We start from the raw sequence: 14,901 nt of genomic DNA on the forward strand, positions 1-14,901 counted from the left end.
AAAGAAGCCGTGTACAACCTTCTCTCGTGGGTTCGAGACAACGATGATCGTGGCGTCGATGACCTTATGCAAGAGATCGACCATCTTTTCGTTCACTCAACAGCCGACACTAACGTTCAAAGCTGAGCTAATTAGAGAGTCGTACTAAAAAATCAACCGGGAAATGAGAACGATTGACACGGTCGGGGAGACAAGGTCGCCGGACGGCCAGCGCCGAGGGCCGGGATTCAAGCCGACAGCGGACAAGTGGCAAATATGGACGTCGTCAACGTCACCGCAGACGCGGACGTATTCACGTGTAACGCGTACCTGGCGCTGGGTGAAGAGCCGACGCTGGTCGATGCCGGCGCGATGGAGGGTGTCGTCGACGTGGTTCGGGAGTATACGGACACGCTCTCGAAGGTCGTCGTGACCCACCAGCACGAGGACCACGTCGAGCAGTTAGAGACAGTAGTCGATGCCTTCGACGCGGATTGTTACGCCTACGCCGACCATCCGGCTCGGACCCACGAACTGGCCGACGGGGACACCGTCCGGATCGGCGACGAGACGTGTGACGTAGTGTACACACCGGGACACGGCGACGACCACGTCTCCTTCGTCGGCGACCGGTCGCTGTATTCGGGGGACGTGGTCGTCCACGACGACGGTGCCTTCGACTACGGGAGTTTCGGGCGGACGGACTATCCGGGAATGAGTCGTGAGCAGCTCATCGAGAGCATCGAGGAGTTACTCGACCGGTTGCCCGCGAGCGTCGAACACATGTACGCGGGTCACGGCGGAGAGTTCCACGGAGACGTGCGGGATGTCGTAGAGACGGCACTGACGCGTGCAGAGAAACGCGAGCCAAAGTACCCGGCGGAGTGAGCGCACAGTCTCGTACGAAATGCAACCTGGGGTGGATGCAACGTGAGGGGTAACGAGACCGGTTACCCGTGTGGGGGAATAGCGCTACGCGACCGACGAGAACGGTCCCGACGTGGGGTCGGTGCGTCCGTCGGACACGTACGAGAGCGCACACTCCGCCGGTGTGCACGGCCACGCCGCCCAGGCGAATGCGAGCCGAACAGACCGGGCGAGCAGGGAACCGCCAGCGGACGATTTGTGGGACGTTGATGACACAGGTGATGTCATGTCGCCGGCCGTCGGTCGCTCGGTGATAGACTCGCCACAGGTGGGACAGCCGTAGACGAGTGTCTCACCTCGTGCCCGGACCTGCCAATCCCCGTCCACCGGACTCTCGTGCTCGCAGGTGGGACAGAACAGCACGCTCTTCTGCCCCTGAGCACGCGCCGCGGACGACGACCGACATGACTGGAGTGGCATGCACCCTGTGATAGGGTTGGAACACACATAAGGATGACGTTGACTGGTGTTTTCTGGTAACCAATGGTTTCAAGTGGTGTATTTTCCGTAGTTCTCAGCTACGGCGACTTCTCGGAAAAGGTATCAAGCCGGGAGACTGCGACGAGGTATCACGAGCAGTCGCTGACTACCGTCTCGGTAGACAGTCGTGAGAGGGGAGAACAAACCGGAAGAGGAAGTGTCGCTACTCGGACAACGAAATGCAGCGAACGGAAGTGTACAGTTACGTACTCCGGGTCTCTCGGGCTTTCGGACGGAGGTTGCCGTAGCCGCACTTGCGACACTCGGTCGCTCGCTGTGGGTTGCGGGCGTTACAGCGCATACAGACCTGCTTGTTGAAGATGCGGTCTTCCGCTTTCTCGAACCTGGCCATACCCGCGATTGCTCACGGGCGCGCTTAAGTACCGTGGTTTCGACCGTGTTTTCACACGTGCGGCCGATACCCCGTTATGTACGATAGCGTTGCCGACCTCCCCCTCGTCGTCGACTCAGTCACGACCGAGCGACGCGAACGCGACACGTCCAGTGGTTTCGCCCGCGCGACCACCGTCGTCACGCTCGCTGGGGACGGCGAGCGCGGCCGTGGCGAGGACGTGACCTATACCACCCAAGCACACGACCCCGATCTCTGGGCCGAACTCTCTCTCGACGTGGCCGGCGAGTACACACTCGATACGTTCTCGTCGCTGCTGGCCGACACCGACTTCTTCTCGGCAGAACCCGACCAGGCGGTGTTCCACAGCTACCGTCGTTGGGGATTCGAGAGTGCCGCCCTCGACCTGGCGCTCCGGCAGGCCGACACCACGCTGTCGGCACGGCTCGACCGGGGGGTCGACCCGGTGTCGTTCGTCGTCAGTACGCGACTGAGCGACGCCGAGAGCGACGAGCCGCCGACTGCGGACCGGATTCACCGGTGGCTCGACGTCGACCCGACGCTGACGTTCAAGACCGACCCGACACCGGACTGGCCGAGCGACGTCATCGACGACCTCGCAGCGACCGGGGCAATCCGTATCCTCGATTTCAAAGGTCACTACGAGGGGACCGAAGTCGAGAATCCGGCCGACCCCGAACTCTACGAGCGACTCCTGACTGCCTTTCCCGACGCTGTCGTCGAGGACCCCGCGCTCACCGAGGAGACGCGGCCGCTCTTCGACAACGAGGGACGCGTCTCCTGGGACGCACCGATCCACGGTATCGACGACATCGAGGCACTGCCCTTCGAACCGTCCTGGCTCAACATCAAGCCTTCCCGCTTCGGAAGCGTCGAGTCCCTGCTCGACACCATCGACTACTGCGAGGAACGCGACATCCGACTGTACGGCGGTGGCCAGTTCGAACTCGGCGTCGGTCGCCGGCAGATTCAACTGCTGGCTGGCCTGTTCTATCCAGACGGGCCAAACGACGTTGCACCACCCGCGTACAACGATCCCGAACCGAATCCAGACGTGCCGTCCAGTCCGCTCGACATCTCGGAGGTCGACGCCGGGTTCGACTGGGAGTGACGGGGTACCACGCACCAAAGATTCAATTCGATAGCACCCAATCAATACGGTGTGACTCAAGCGCTTGCCGACCAGGAGTGCGAAGCGTGTACGAGCGACGACGAGCCGCTCACTGGCGACGAGCTGGACTCGTTGTACGAACAGATAGAGACGGGCGTCTGGGAAATCGTCGAGGAACACCACCTCGAAGGGACCTACGAGTTCGACGATTTCCGGGCCGCACTGGAGTTCACCTACGAAATCGGTGAACTCGCAGAGGAGGAGTGGCACCACCCCGATATCCATCTCGCGTGGGGCGAAGTCGTCGTCGAGATGTGGACGCACAAGATCGACGGACTCCACCACGCAGACTTCGTGATGGCTGCCCGGATGGACCGCATCCACGAGGAGTACGCACCCGAGGAGTGAGACAGCGAGGAAGTCGGGTCGCGGTCAGGACGACGATTCTTCGGCCAGATAATCGTCCTGGATGGCGACGACGTCGCTCGAGTCGTCACACTCGGCGTACCGTTCGAGCGGTTCCGCGTTCAGTTCGAGGAAGGTGGGGCCCCACGAGAACGTCGAGAGGATCTCTTCGGCCTGGTCGCGTTCGCCGAGGATGGCGAGCGCACCGGCGAACGCCTCGACGGTGTTGAGCTGGAACGCCGTTCCGTAGTTGATGGGGTTGGCAGCGACGAGAAAGGGGAGCGACCGGTGAACGCCATCGAGGTCGAACGCCTCGCGCTCGGCGGTCTCCCACGAACAGTCGAGCGCGACGAGACGGTCCCCGACGCCGCCGCGCTCGTGACGGTCGGCCGGCGAGAGCGCGCGCTCGGCGAAGGGGTTGAGAACGAGTCCCGGTGGCGTCGCTCGCGCCGAGTGGTGCAACTCGGCGTGACCCAGTCGCTCCAGTTTCCGGGCCGTACACTTCTTCGGGTCGTCGTCGCCCTCATACCGGACGTGTAGCTCCACACACAACCTACGGCGGCGGGCAGACAAAAACGAACCGTCCCGGACTAGACCAACAGGTCACGCGATGCTCCGGGTCGACTCACTCGATAAACCGCCGCAGTGGTCAGGGATTGTTCCCGGAATGCCCCCAGTATTAAGTGTGCGTGCGAAAATGTCGTGACAATGATTGGCGAAGGCGATGCCGCCCCGGAGTTTTCCTTGCCGGCAGTGGTCGACGGCGCGTTCGAGGAGGTCGCACTCACCGACTACCTCGGCGACGACATCGTCATTCTCGCCTTCTATCCGGCGGATTTCAACCCCGCCTGTTCCGAGGAGGAGACCGACCTCGACGAGCTGGACCTCTTTACGATGCAGAAAGACGTCTCGATTCTCGGTATCGCCGCCGACAGCGTCTACAGCCACCGCGCGTTCGCAAACGAGTACGACCTGCACATCCCGTTGCTCGCGGACGTACACGCAGACGTGGCTGCAGACTACGGCGTCGCGGTCGACGAGCCGAATGCGGGCTATCTCACGAACCGCGCCGTGATCGTCATCGACCCCGATGGCGAAGTCCAGTACGCCTGGCAGACCGAGAAGCTGAAGCGACTGCCACCTGTCGAGGACGTGCGCGAGGCCGTCGACGGTATCGGCGGAGCCAGCACGGCAGCAGCCCGCTACCGCGTCGGTCACGCCCACTACGTCGAGGGACGACGCGCGTTCACGAAGGCGATGAACGGGTTCTCGGAGATGGAGTGGATGATGGCCCAGAGTGATTTTACGCGTGCCAAAGACGAGTTCGAGGAGGCCGAAGACCAGTTCGACACCGCCGTTCGATTCGCCGAAGACGAGACGCCGCGAACGTACTTCGAGCGCGCCGAGCGGAAGGCTCAAGCGCTCTGGCAGGCCGCCGAGTGGCTGGCCGAGTCTGCCAGCGCGTACGCCAGCGGCGAAGGTGCCAGAGGACAGGAGATGCGCACCGACGCCGAGTCGCCGCTCGAGACGGCCCGTGACATCCACGAACCGCCCGATCCGGACGACTTCCCGCCGGAAGAAGACCCGGCAAATCGGGACGAGCAAGAAGAGACGGTTCTCCCGTCAGCGGACACCGGACCGCCCCCGTCGCTCGAAGCCGACATCGACGAGTCGGCCGAGCCTCCCGAAACCGAAGCGCTGGCAGACGAGATGCGGAGCAAGGACACGGAATCCGTCGCGACTGACACTGTGACTGCAACGGAGCAAACAGCCGACGCAGAGAGCGGCTCGGGAGACGACGAGAGTAGCGAAGCAGACGACGAACGCGAGGTGGCCGACGAGATAGACGACGAGGAACTCGAGGAGATCGCAGCAGAACTCGAAGAACAGACCAAGCAAGCCAACGCGAAGCACGCACGCGAAGTCGCGGCGGCCGACGAGGAATCCGACGACGACAGTTCGCGCACCGTCGAAGAGTCGCCAATCGACGACAGCGAGACAGTGGAACCTGGAGCGGATTCGGCTCCCGGCGAGAGTGCCTCATCTCCCGGTGGCACCGGCAAGCAGCGCGAACCAGTATCGGACAGTGACAAACCAGACGCCGAGAACGTCGAGGGCGAACTCGACGAGGACGACATCGAACTGGACCTCGCGGACCCGACGGACGGAGATGAGTCGGCGTCGGACGAGGCGGGCGACGGAGAGGACGAGGCAGACGAAGGTGAGAATGGGGAGAGCGAGGAACCGAACAGCGGAAACCACGGAGTTCCAGATTCGCTGTGACGATGCCCGAAGACACGGCGACAGACCGCTCACCGCAAGCGGTCGCGCGCACCTACTACCGTGCCCTCGACGAGGGCGACTACGACCTGCTGACGGAACTGCTCACCCCCGAGTTCGTCCACGAGCGCCCGGATATGACCCACGAAGGCAGGAATCAGTTCGTCACGTTCATGCGCGAGAAGCGACCGATGACCGACACCAGCCACCCCATCGATGGCGTTTACCAGCAGGTCGACGGTGGCGAGGTGATCGTCAGGGGCCGACTCCTCGATTCGGACGGGGACACGATAACGAGGTTCATCGACGTATTTTCCTTCGAAGGTGAGAAGATAGAGCGGATTCGGACGTTCACCGCGTGACTACTCTTTCTCGCCGGCACCGACCGCCGCTTCGCCGACCGGGTCGTGGCCCTCGATTATCTCCTGGCCGCCGAGATACGGCTGAAGCGCCTCGGGGACCGTGACGGTACCGTCCTCGTTCTGGTAGTATTCGAGGACCGCGACCATCACGCGCGGGAGCGCCAGCCCGGAGGCGTTGAGCGTGTGGAGATACTCCGTCGACTCGTGGCGCTCCGGCCGGTACCGGAGGCCGGCGCGACGCGCCTGGAACGCCTCGAAGTTCGAGGCCGAGGAGACTTCGAGCCACCGGCCGCCGGCGTCGGGACCGTACTCCATGTCGTCGCCGGGTGCCCAGACTTCGATGTCGAAGGTCTTCGCGGAGGCGAAGGTGAGGTCCCCCCCACAGAGCTTGACCACGCGGTAGGGCAGATCAAGTCGCCGGAGTACCTCCTCGGCCTCGTCGACGAGCGACGTGAGGCGGTCGTCGCTGTCGGCGGGTTCGACGAAGTTGACGAGTTCGACCTTGTTGAACTGGTGGACGCGGACGATGCCCCGAGTTTCGGTGCCGTGTTCGCCCGCCTCTCGGCGGAAGTTAGGGGTGTACGCCTGGTGTTTGATCGGGAGGTCGTCTTTGAGCAGGATGTCGTCGCGGTACATGTTGGTGACCGGGACTTCGGCGGTGGGACAGAGCCAGAGGTCGTCGTCCGCGTAGTCGTCGTGCTCGTCGCCGCCGACGCGGTAGGCGTCCTCGTTGAACTTCGGGAGTTGCCCGGTCCCGCGCATCGATTCAGAGGTGACGGGAATAGGCGGGAACACCTCGGTGTACCCCTGCTCGCGGTGGATATCGCGCATGAACTGGATGAGCGCGTGTTCCAGCCGCGCGCCGTCGCCTTTCAGGAAGTAGAAGCCGCCACCGGCGACCTTCGCGCCGCGGTCGAAGTCGATGATCTCCAGGTCCTCGCCGAGGTCGTAGTGGGGCGTCACCGTCTCGGGCAGGTCGCGAGCGTCCTCGAAGCCGACGCGGCGGACCTCCTCGTTGTCGGTCTCGTCTTCGCCCGGGGGAACGTCGTCCTGTGGGACGTTGGGTAGTTCGAGCAGGTGCTGGTCGAGTTCGGCTTCGAGTTCGTCGGCGCGCTCCTCGAGTTCCTGAATCTCGGCTTTGAGTTCCGAGGAGCGCTCGATGGCCGCCTGTGCCTCCTCCTCTTTGCCCGCCTGTTTGAGCTCGCCAATCTCGCTCGACACCTCGTTGCGCTGGTGGCGCAGGTCGTCGCCGCGCGCTTTGAGGTCACGCCACTCCTCGTCGATGTCGAGAATCGCGTCGAGGTCGGCGTCGCTTCCACGGAGTTCCAGCGCCGCGCGGACCTCCTCGGTGTGTTCGCGGAGGAACTGCCTCGATAACATGATGGCGGATTCTCGACGGAATGGCTAAACCGTGTCGCTCTTGCCCTGCTACCAGTGACTGCCGCCGAGAAGTCACGACCGGCGCTACGGTTCGACTGGAACGGGGTCAGTGGTGTACAGCCAGGCGTGCTCGTTCAGCGGATCGGTGAGCATGCCGACCGTCGAGTCGCCGACCGGATACTCGTCGTACACCGCTCTGATACGGTCCAGCGAGACTGCAGTGTCAGTTGTTGTTGTCATGCTACACTCGACGGACGGGAGCGTCCCGCGCTGCTTCCGTGTTGTCCGTTACGCTCACGTTGCCGTTGTCGATTTCGACACACCAGTCGCCGTACGTGAAACTGACCGTCACGTCAGTGGCGGTCGAACTGTGCTCGAAGAGCTGTTCCAGCGAATCGGGGTCGACAACGTCGTACAGTTGCGGGCTCACCGCGAGCGGATCGACACCTTCTGCTCGTGCAACGGCCGAAACGATTTCCTCGCACAGTGACTCGCAGTCTGTCTGTTCAGACCGAGACACTACAGTCGAACTCATACCACTCCGTACACACTATAGTTCTATATCCATTCCTGGCAACATACACAAGTAACTCGACGGGAGTATTCTATCAGTCTAGAGGATATCTGAAACTGCCGATTTCAATCCGTAGAGCAGTAATAGCACAGGACATCGAGTTGTCTTCTCATGAGACAGACCACCACAATCTGCAGAAATCAACGGCTGGTCGAGACGGAAGTGTCCGCATCCAATTATATAAATGGATTCTGCTGGTGGTGAGCGTATGGAAACGCTGGCGGTTATCGAGAGTGACCCAGAGACGCTGGCATCGGCCGTCGAGACAGCCGCACTGTACGAGCAGGGCGACACCGACCAGGAGATGTTCGTTCGGCTCACCGACGACTGTATCGAGACGCCGGCCAGCGCCGCCGGGGCGACACGGAGTTCCTACTGTACGCTCGCCGCCGACCACTTCGACCGACTCGACGTGCGAACCGCGTCGCCACTCGACGCGATGTTCGAAATCGGGCCGTTTCTCGGCTGGCTCGACTGGGTCGACACCGACAGCGTCGCCGTCCACTTCCGGGGCGACCACGCGGTCACCGAGCTCGTTTTGCGAGCCGACGACGACGAGGTCACCATCGGCTGTTCCGATGACCCCGCTGTCCTCGACGCCGTCGAGACCGACCTGCCCGATCGATTTGCCGGGGCGCGGTTTCTCGACGCCGATGGGAATCCGATGCCGACCACCGTCGAGACGACAGCCGGGCAACTCGTTCGACTCGTCGACGCCGTCGACCTCGCCGAATCGGAGGCGGGGTATCCGCTGGTCGTCCGTGATGGACACCTCGCTGTCGACGTCACGGGCGAGAACGCGAGGGCCACGGCACCGCTGGATTCGACCGTCGACGGCCCGGCAGTCACGAACTACTACGGGGCAGATTTCGCAGCGGTCGTGGCTGGGCTGACCGGGCACGTGACACTCCAGACAGGGCCGGGTGAAGCCGTCGCGTTCGTCCAGGAGCGCGACGCCTACACGCTCCGATTCGTCGTCACGACCCTCTAATCGACAGCCGCGCTGCGGGCCCCACCCGAGCAGCGCCCGGGGAAATCCAGAGAGTCAAGTTCGAGGCGTGAGACGTACCAACATGGCGTTTTTGAACCGGCGGACACTCTCCTATCTGGCGCTGGTGGTGACGACGACTGTCGTGCTGACCGTCGTCTACAGTGCCGGGATGGCGGTCTGGGAAGGGCGGCCGCGCCCGCTCTATCGGTCACTGGAGGTCGTCGTTCAGAGCTTTACCACGACCGGCTACGGGGAAGACGCACCCTGGCAGACCCCCCAAATGAACGTGCTGGTCATCCTGATGCAGTTTACCGGCATCGGCCTCATCCTCACGGCCGTCGACGTCTTCGCAGTGCCGTGGCTCCAGAACGCACTCTCGCCGGAAGCGCCCACGTCGCTCCCCGAGCGTGAGGGGCACGTCGTCATCTGTGCACACACGTCCCGCACTGACGCGCTTATTACGGAACTGGATGCCAGAGACCAGCAGTACGTGCTCGTCGAACCGGACGAAGCGCAGGCACAGGACCTCCACCAGGACAACTACGACGTCATCCACGGCGACCCGGAGTCGACTGCAGTACTCGAAGCCGCCTACGTGGGAACAGCGCGCGCGGTTGTCGCAGACAGCGGTGACGACACGAACGCGAGTATCGTCCTCTCTGTCCGGGCGGTCGCTCCAGACGTACAGATGGTAACGCTGGTCGAGGACGCGGAACTCGCCCAGTACCACGACGCTGCCGGTGCCGACGACGTGCTGTCACCGCGGCAGTTGCTGGGACAGAGTCTGGCTGCCGAACTCCCGACGGCAGTGACGGCGAGCAGCGACGAGAGTGTCGTCATCGGCGAGGAGTTCGAACTCGTCGAGTTCGCTATCGAGGAGGGGAGTGAGCTCGCACACACGACGTTCGCGACGGCGGCCCTCCGCGAGCGGTTCGGCGTGAACGTCATCGGAGCGTGGGTCAACGGGGACTTCGAGACACCGGTCGAGCCAGAGACCGAACTCGAGCCCGGGACGCGACTGCTCGCCGCCGGCGAACCCGACCGTCTGACCGAGCTTCGAGAAGCGACGGCATCGACCGTTCGGCGGCTCTCGCCACAGCGAGTCATTCTCGCCGGATACGGCGACTCCGGACAGGCCGCCCACGACGCGCTGGCAGACACCAGTTCGGAGGTGACAATTCTCGACAGCGTGGCGAAAGAGCGTGTCGACGTCGTCGGGGACGCGCGCGACCCGACCGTCTTGCAGGACGCGGGAATCGACGACGCCTCTGCACTGTTGCTCATGGTTGGTGACGACACCGCTGCGACGTTGTCGACGCTGATTGCACGGAAGCAAAACCCCGAGGTGCGAATCATCGTTCGAGCGAACGAGGAGGAAAACACCGAGAAACTCCGCCGGGCAGGGGCCGACTACGTCCAGTCCCTGGCCACGATTAGCGGGCGCATGCTGGCCTCGACTGTCTTCGAGGACGAAGACGTACTGGCCTACAGCAAGCAGATAAACGTCGTTCGAGTGCCAGTAGGCCGCCTGACCGAAACCACCGTTTCCGGGGCTGCCATCCGAGAGAAGACGGGCTGTACGGTCGTCGCAATCGTCCGAGACGAGGAGACAATCACGGACTTCGACCCCGAGCGATTCGAGTTCCAGACGGACGACGAAGTCATCGTCGCCGGAACCGACGACAGCACGACCGCATTCGAGAGCGAATTCGGGTCGTAGCTACGTGGCCGTGTCGCCAGTGTAACACACGAGGCCGAACGTTTTTGCCCGCCGGTGGTGCACTTCCGACATGGCACTCGGCGACCTCTACGAGGCGACAGCGGGCGACAGTACCGACCTCTACTACGTCGACACAGAGATGTACGACACACCGGAGTATGGCTCGATATACATTCTCGACGCAGAACGTCCCGCACTGGTCGACACCGGCATCGGTCTGCGGTGGGAGACCATCGTCGACGCGATGGCCGAGGTCGGAATCGAACCCGAGGACCTCGAAGTCATCGCGCCGACGCACGTCCACCTCGACCACGCGGGCGGGGCAGGCCATCTCGCCGACGCCTGCCCGAACGCCGACGTGTACATCCACGAAGCGGGCGCACGACATCTCGTCGACCCCGAGCGGCTCTGGGAAGGGACCAAATCAGCCGTCGAAAGTCAGATAGAGTACTACGGCGAGCCGAAACCGATTCCCGAGGAACGCATCACGGAGCTTACGGACGGCGACACAATTGATCTCGGAGACCACCAGCTAGACGTTCACTACGCGCCGGGCCACGCACCCCACCAGGCCGTCTACTACGACCCCGTCTGTGACGGCGTGTTCACCGCTGACGCCGCGGGCATCTGTACGCCCGCGACCAACGGTGTCCGACAGACGAGTCCGCCGCCGACGTTCGACCTCCCGCAGGTGCTCGCGGACGTGGAGATGCTCCAGGAACTCGACCCGTCAGCGCTGTACTACGGCCACTTCGGCGACTGGGAGGCTGACGACCGGCTGTCCGAGTACGCGACGGTCATCGAAGAGTGGGTCGCCGACGTCGAACGGGTCCGCGAGCGACTCGACGACGACGAGGCGGTCATCGAGCACTTCCAGGAATCGACCGACGCGACAGACGTGTGGGGCGAGCGGAAAGGACGCGACGAGGAGCGATTGAACGTCCGCGGCGTACTCACGTATCTCGACCATCGAGAGTGAGCGTCGACCACTGAACAGGGCTGCCGGCAGAGTCAGTCGACCTCGGCCTGCGCGTCGTCGGTCAGGTACACGAGTTCGTCCGCGCGGTTGAGCCAGTCGACGCCGATTTTCATCGTCACTGGAACGAGCGCCGTGGTGAAGATAGCCATGAACACCAGGATGGAGAACATCTCCTGAGAGATGACACCCGCAGTGAGACCGATCGAGACGATAATAATCTCGACAGTGCCGCGGCCGTTCATCCCGAAGCCGATGACGAATCCCTCCCGACTCGACAGTTTCGTCGGGAGAGCGAACAGCCAGCTTCCGATTATCTTGCCGACGAACGCGGCCGCGATGACAAGCAAGAGCAGGTCTAGTTGCTGTGTGAACACGTTTAGCGTGAGCTCGAAGCCAATCGTCACGAAGAAGATGGGGGCGAAAAAGCCCATCGCGAGGTCGTAGATGACGTCGTGCATGTGAGTGTATATTTCCTCGTCGAGTTGCGCCTGGCGGAGGAACATTCCGGCGACGAATCCACCGATAATCATGTGAAGGTCGACAGCCGCGGCGAGGTAGGCAAACAGGAGGGCGACGACCAGTGCGACAGAGAAGACCGACGTCTTGTCGACGAATCCGTGGCGTTGCATCAGCGTCTCCAGGCGCTGCCAGACGTAGGGGAGGAGCCGGTCGCCGATTACCAGGACGACTGCGAAGAAGCCCAGCGCCTTGCCGATGATAACCGCGAGTTCCATCGGCGTGACCGCGCCGGTCTCGACGTAGCCGAGAACGCCCGCAAACACAACCATGATACCGACGTCCGAAAGAAGTGCGCCGCCGAGTAGTACACCGGCGATCCGCGTATCGAGCAGGTCGAGGTCGACCAGAATCCGCGATTTGGTCGCCAGCGACGTCGCAGCCATCGCGATACCGATGAACAGCGCCTCCTCGAGCGACGCACCGATGAACTCGCCGATGCCGTAGCCGAGGGCAAACGGCAGAATGAACCCGCCGATTGCAACCATCAATGCCTGCGGGCCGAGTTCGAAGAGGTCGTGGAGGTCGACCTCCATCCCGACGTAAATCATCAGGAGAAACACACCGAGTTCGGCGAAGATGTCGAGGAACTCGGCTGGTTGCAAGAGGCCGAGTATCGCGGGTCCAAAGACGATACCTGCGAAGATCTCCCCCATCAGCGCGGGGTATCCGACCCGTTCGGCACCGTTACCGAATATCCAGGCCAGCGTCAGAACGAGAAGGAGCGTAAGAATATCGAAGCCAACAGCTTCAACCATCAACCGCGCTTCGTCTTGCGTATATAAAGACATTCGGACAGGCGACCAAGTGCTGGATCCGAAGTAACTGCCGGCGAGTGAGCTGACGGGCGCAAAGCAGTACACGGGTTTATTACCTGCCACAATCTTTCGACCAAGTAATGGCGGCAAACGAGCTGATATTGCTCGTCGCGGGTATCATCGCACTGGGCGTCATCGCGCAGTTGCTGGCACACCGCTACGAGGTCCCCAGTATCATCTTCTACCTCGGTGCGGGTATCGCGCTCGGACCCGAGGGCATCGGGTTCGTCACACCCGAGGCGTTCGGTCAAGGACTCCCGACTATCGTCGGGCTCGCGGTCGCCATCATCGTCTTCGAGGGGGCCTTCCACCTGAAAATCGAGCGGCTTCGTGAGGCGCCGGCAGCCACGTTTCGACTCGTCACTATCGGTGCGGCAATCGCGCTGGTCGGGACGGCCGCAGTCGCCCGGTTCGCACTGGGCATCGAGTGGTCGCTGGCCTTCCTCATCGGCGCGTTGCTGGTCGCCACTGGACCGACCGTCATCACGCCGATACTGAACGTCGTCCCAGTCCGAGACCACGTCGCGGCTGCCCTGGAGACGGAAGGTATCGTCAACGACGTCACCGCGGCGATTCTGGCGGTCGTGTTTTTCCAGATCGTCAACCCGACGGCGGCCGACAATGGACTCGTCGCCGATTTCACCGCCCGACTGGGCACCGGCGTCCTCGTCGGACTGGTCGTGGCCGCCATCATCTACTACGTGCTCCAGTACGTCGACCTCTCTCCGGGCGCAGCGCCACAGAACGCCCGCTTGCTCGTTCTGACCGGAGCACTCGTCTCCTATGCCGTCGCCAACGCGCAACTGACCGAAGCCGGCGTCGCAGCGGCGGCGACTGCTGGAATCGTCCTCGGAAACGCGGACATTCCCTACGAACAGAACGTCACCGATTTCAAAGGCGACATCACGCTGCTCGTGCTCTCGTTCGTGTTCATTGCGCTGGCGGCGCTCCTGCGAGTGGACGTGCTGCTCGAACTCGCCATCCCGAAGTTGCTCGTCGTCGCCGCCGTCGCGCTGGTCCTCCGACCGCTGCTCGTGTTCGTCTCGACGATCGGCGGACAGTTCTCGACGAACGAGCGGGTGCTCATGAGCGCCATCGGGCCGCGGGGTATCATCCCGGCGTCGGTGGCGACGCTGTTTGCCGTCGAACTCCGGACACAGGCGAGCGAACTCCGAGCAGAGGCAGAGGCCGTCGCGGGATCGGAGTCGGCCGAACTACTGGCGGAAGCAGCGACGCTGTCGAATCAGGCCGACATACTCGTCGGCACGGTGTTTCTGGTCATCCTCGTCACGGTCGTCTTCGAGGGTGGCCTCGCGCGCTACATCGCGGAATATCTGGACGTGATACCAATGCGAGTCATCATCGTCGGCGGTGGAACGGTGGGCCGTGCGCTCGCCGACCGCCTCAACGACCGAGGAGAAAATGTCGTTCTGGTCGAAGAAAAAGAAGCCGTGGTAGAGGACGCAAGAAATGAGGGGTATACGGTCGAGTGGGGTGACGGGACAGACATGGAAGTCCTGCGCGGTGCCGGGGCCGAGAATGCGAAGACAATCGTCGCCGCGACCCGCGACGACGACACCAACCTGTTTGTCTCACAGCTCGTCAAATCAGAGTTCGATACCGAGAAGATAATCGCCCGAGCCAACGACCCCGATAACGTCGAGGCGTTCGAGGAACTCGGGGTCAACACGATCGATTCACCGATGGCGACGGCGTGGGCAATCGACAATCAGATAGAACGGCCCGCGCTCTCGGAGTGGATAACCGGCGTCGGTGGTACCGGTGACGTCCAGGAGGTCGAGGTCAGAAACGAAGAGGTCGTCGGCAAGTCCATCGAGGAGGTTGGTCCGATGCTCCCCCACGATTGCCTTGTGGCGCTTGTGGCACGGAACGGTGAGACGAGGGTTCCCACGGCAGATTACGTCGTCGAGCGCGGTGACAAGCTCACCCTGCTCGGGCAGCACGACCCAGTTCGTGAGGGGATGAAACTCCTCCAGAAGGAGTGA

At 62.8% G+C, this 14,901-nt stretch carries 16 protein-coding genes and 1 pseudogene; 10 read left to right on the forward strand and 7 right to left on the reverse strand.

Features of this window, described 5'->3' with window-relative positions:
- Both WDJ60_RS02865 and WDJ60_RS02870 read left to right on the forward strand, forming a co-directional pair.
- Positions 1–126 (forward strand): annotated as a pseudogene (locus WDJ60_RS02865) (IS701 family transposase); the annotation flags it as partial.
- 129 nt (positions 127–255) lie between these two features.
- Entirely contained in the window at positions 256–867 is a 612-nt protein-coding gene (locus WDJ60_RS02870; protein ID WP_340098362.1) for an MBL fold metallo-hydrolase, read from the forward strand.
- Between the two features lie 84 nt (positions 868–951).
- Here the strand turns inward: WDJ60_RS02870 and WDJ60_RS02875 are convergent, their stop codons facing one another.
- Positions 952–1,326 (reverse strand): DUF8106 domain-containing protein, encoded by a 375-nt coding sequence (locus WDJ60_RS02875; RefSeq protein WP_340098363.1) that lies wholly within the window; start codon positions 1,324–1,326, stop codon positions 952–954.
- Between the two features lie 262 nt (positions 1,327–1,588).
- Positions 1,589–1,738, reverse strand: a complete 150-nt coding sequence (locus WDJ60_RS02880; RefSeq protein WP_302081986.1) for a 50S ribosomal protein L40e — start codon at positions 1,736–1,738, stop codon at positions 1,589–1,591.
- A 76-nt stretch (positions 1,739–1,814) separates the two neighbouring features.
- Between WDJ60_RS02880 and WDJ60_RS02885 the strand changes: the two genes are divergently transcribed.
- Both WDJ60_RS02885 and WDJ60_RS02890 read left to right on the forward strand, forming a co-directional pair.
- Complete coding sequence (locus tag WDJ60_RS02885; protein WP_340098364.1) at positions 1,815–2,870, forward strand: hypothetical protein; 1,056 nt, start codon at positions 1,815–1,817, stop codon at positions 2,868–2,870.
- Positions 2,871–2,921: 51 nt separating this feature from the next.
- On the forward strand, positions 2,922–3,278 hold the full coding sequence (locus WDJ60_RS02890; protein ID WP_340098365.1) for a 4a-hydroxytetrahydrobiopterin dehydratase: 357 nt from the start codon (positions 2,922–2,924) through the stop codon (positions 3,276–3,278).
- A gap of 24 nt (positions 3,279–3,302) precedes the next feature.
- On the opposite strand, the gene WDJ60_RS02895 is transcribed toward WDJ60_RS02890, so the two are convergent.
- Positions 3,303–3,821, reverse strand: a complete 519-nt coding sequence (locus tag WDJ60_RS02895; protein WP_340098366.1) for a DUF367 family protein — start codon at positions 3,819–3,821, stop codon at positions 3,303–3,305.
- A gap of 162 nt (positions 3,822–3,983) precedes the next feature.
- Between WDJ60_RS02895 and WDJ60_RS02900 the strand changes: the two genes are divergently transcribed.
- A complete protein-coding gene (locus tag WDJ60_RS02900; RefSeq protein WP_340098367.1) occupies positions 3,984–5,558 on the forward strand; it encodes a redoxin domain-containing protein in 1,575 nt (524 codons plus the stop codon).
- Positions 5,559–5,560: 2 nt separating this feature from the next.
- Positions 5,561–5,917: a nuclear transport factor 2 family protein gene (locus tag WDJ60_RS02905; protein WP_340098368.1), complete on the forward strand. Its 357-nt coding sequence runs from the start codon at positions 5,561–5,563 to the stop codon at positions 5,915–5,917.
- Here WDJ60_RS02905 and serS read toward each other — a convergent pair whose 3' ends face one another.
- From serS to WDJ60_RS02920, 3 genes are all read right to left on the reverse strand, one after another.
- The gene (gene serS / locus WDJ60_RS02910; RefSeq protein ID WP_340098369.1) at positions 5,918–7,297 is read right to left on the reverse strand and encodes a serine--tRNA ligase; all 1,380 of its coding nucleotides are present in this window, start codon (positions 7,295–7,297) and stop codon (positions 5,918–5,920) included.
- 84 nt (positions 7,298–7,381) lie between these two features.
- A complete protein-coding gene (locus tag WDJ60_RS02915) occupies positions 7,382–7,537 on the reverse strand; it encodes a hypothetical protein (RefSeq protein ID WP_340098370.1) in 156 nt (51 codons plus the stop codon).
- Between the two features lies 1 nt (position 7,538).
- Positions 7,539–7,832, reverse strand: coding sequence for a HalOD1 output domain-containing protein (locus WDJ60_RS02920; protein ID WP_340098371.1), 294 nt, complete (start codon positions 7,830–7,832; stop codon positions 7,539–7,541).
- Between the two features lie 247 nt (positions 7,833–8,079).
- Here WDJ60_RS02920 and WDJ60_RS02925 point away from each other — a divergent pair, with 247 nt between their 5' ends.
- The 3 genes from WDJ60_RS02925 to WDJ60_RS02935 all read left to right on the forward strand — a co-directional run bounded on the left by WDJ60_RS02925 (position 8,080) and on the right by WDJ60_RS02935 (position 11,561).
- Positions 8,080–8,862 carry a hypothetical protein gene (locus WDJ60_RS02925; protein ID WP_340098373.1) on the forward strand — a complete coding sequence of 261 codons (783 nt, stop codon included), beginning with the start codon at positions 8,080–8,082 and terminating at the stop codon, positions 8,860–8,862.
- An 82-nt stretch (positions 8,863–8,944) separates the two neighbouring features.
- Complete coding sequence (locus tag WDJ60_RS02930; RefSeq protein WP_340098374.1) at positions 8,945–10,582, forward strand: potassium channel family protein; 1,638 nt, start codon at positions 8,945–8,947, stop codon at positions 10,580–10,582.
- A 70-nt stretch (positions 10,583–10,652) separates the two neighbouring features.
- On the forward strand, positions 10,653–11,561 hold the full coding sequence (locus tag WDJ60_RS02935) for an MBL fold metallo-hydrolase (protein ID WP_340098375.1): 909 nt from the start codon (positions 10,653–10,655) through the stop codon (positions 11,559–11,561).
- A gap of 32 nt (positions 11,562–11,593) precedes the next feature.
- Here the strand turns inward: WDJ60_RS02935 and WDJ60_RS02940 are convergent, their stop codons facing one another.
- Complete coding sequence (locus WDJ60_RS02940; RefSeq protein WP_340098376.1) at positions 11,594–12,835, reverse strand: cation:proton antiporter; 1,242 nt, start codon at positions 12,833–12,835, stop codon at positions 11,594–11,596.
- 140 nt (positions 12,836–12,975) lie between these two features.
- Here WDJ60_RS02940 and WDJ60_RS02945 point away from each other — a divergent pair, with 140 nt between their 5' ends.
- A complete protein-coding gene (locus WDJ60_RS02945) occupies positions 12,976–14,901 on the forward strand; it encodes an NAD-binding protein (RefSeq protein WP_340098377.1) in 1,926 nt (641 codons plus the stop codon).

This window comes from Salinibaculum salinum, assembly GCF_037645885.1.
GTDB lineage: Archaea > Halobacteriota > Halobacteria > Halobacteriales > Haloarculaceae > Salinibaculum > Salinibaculum salinum.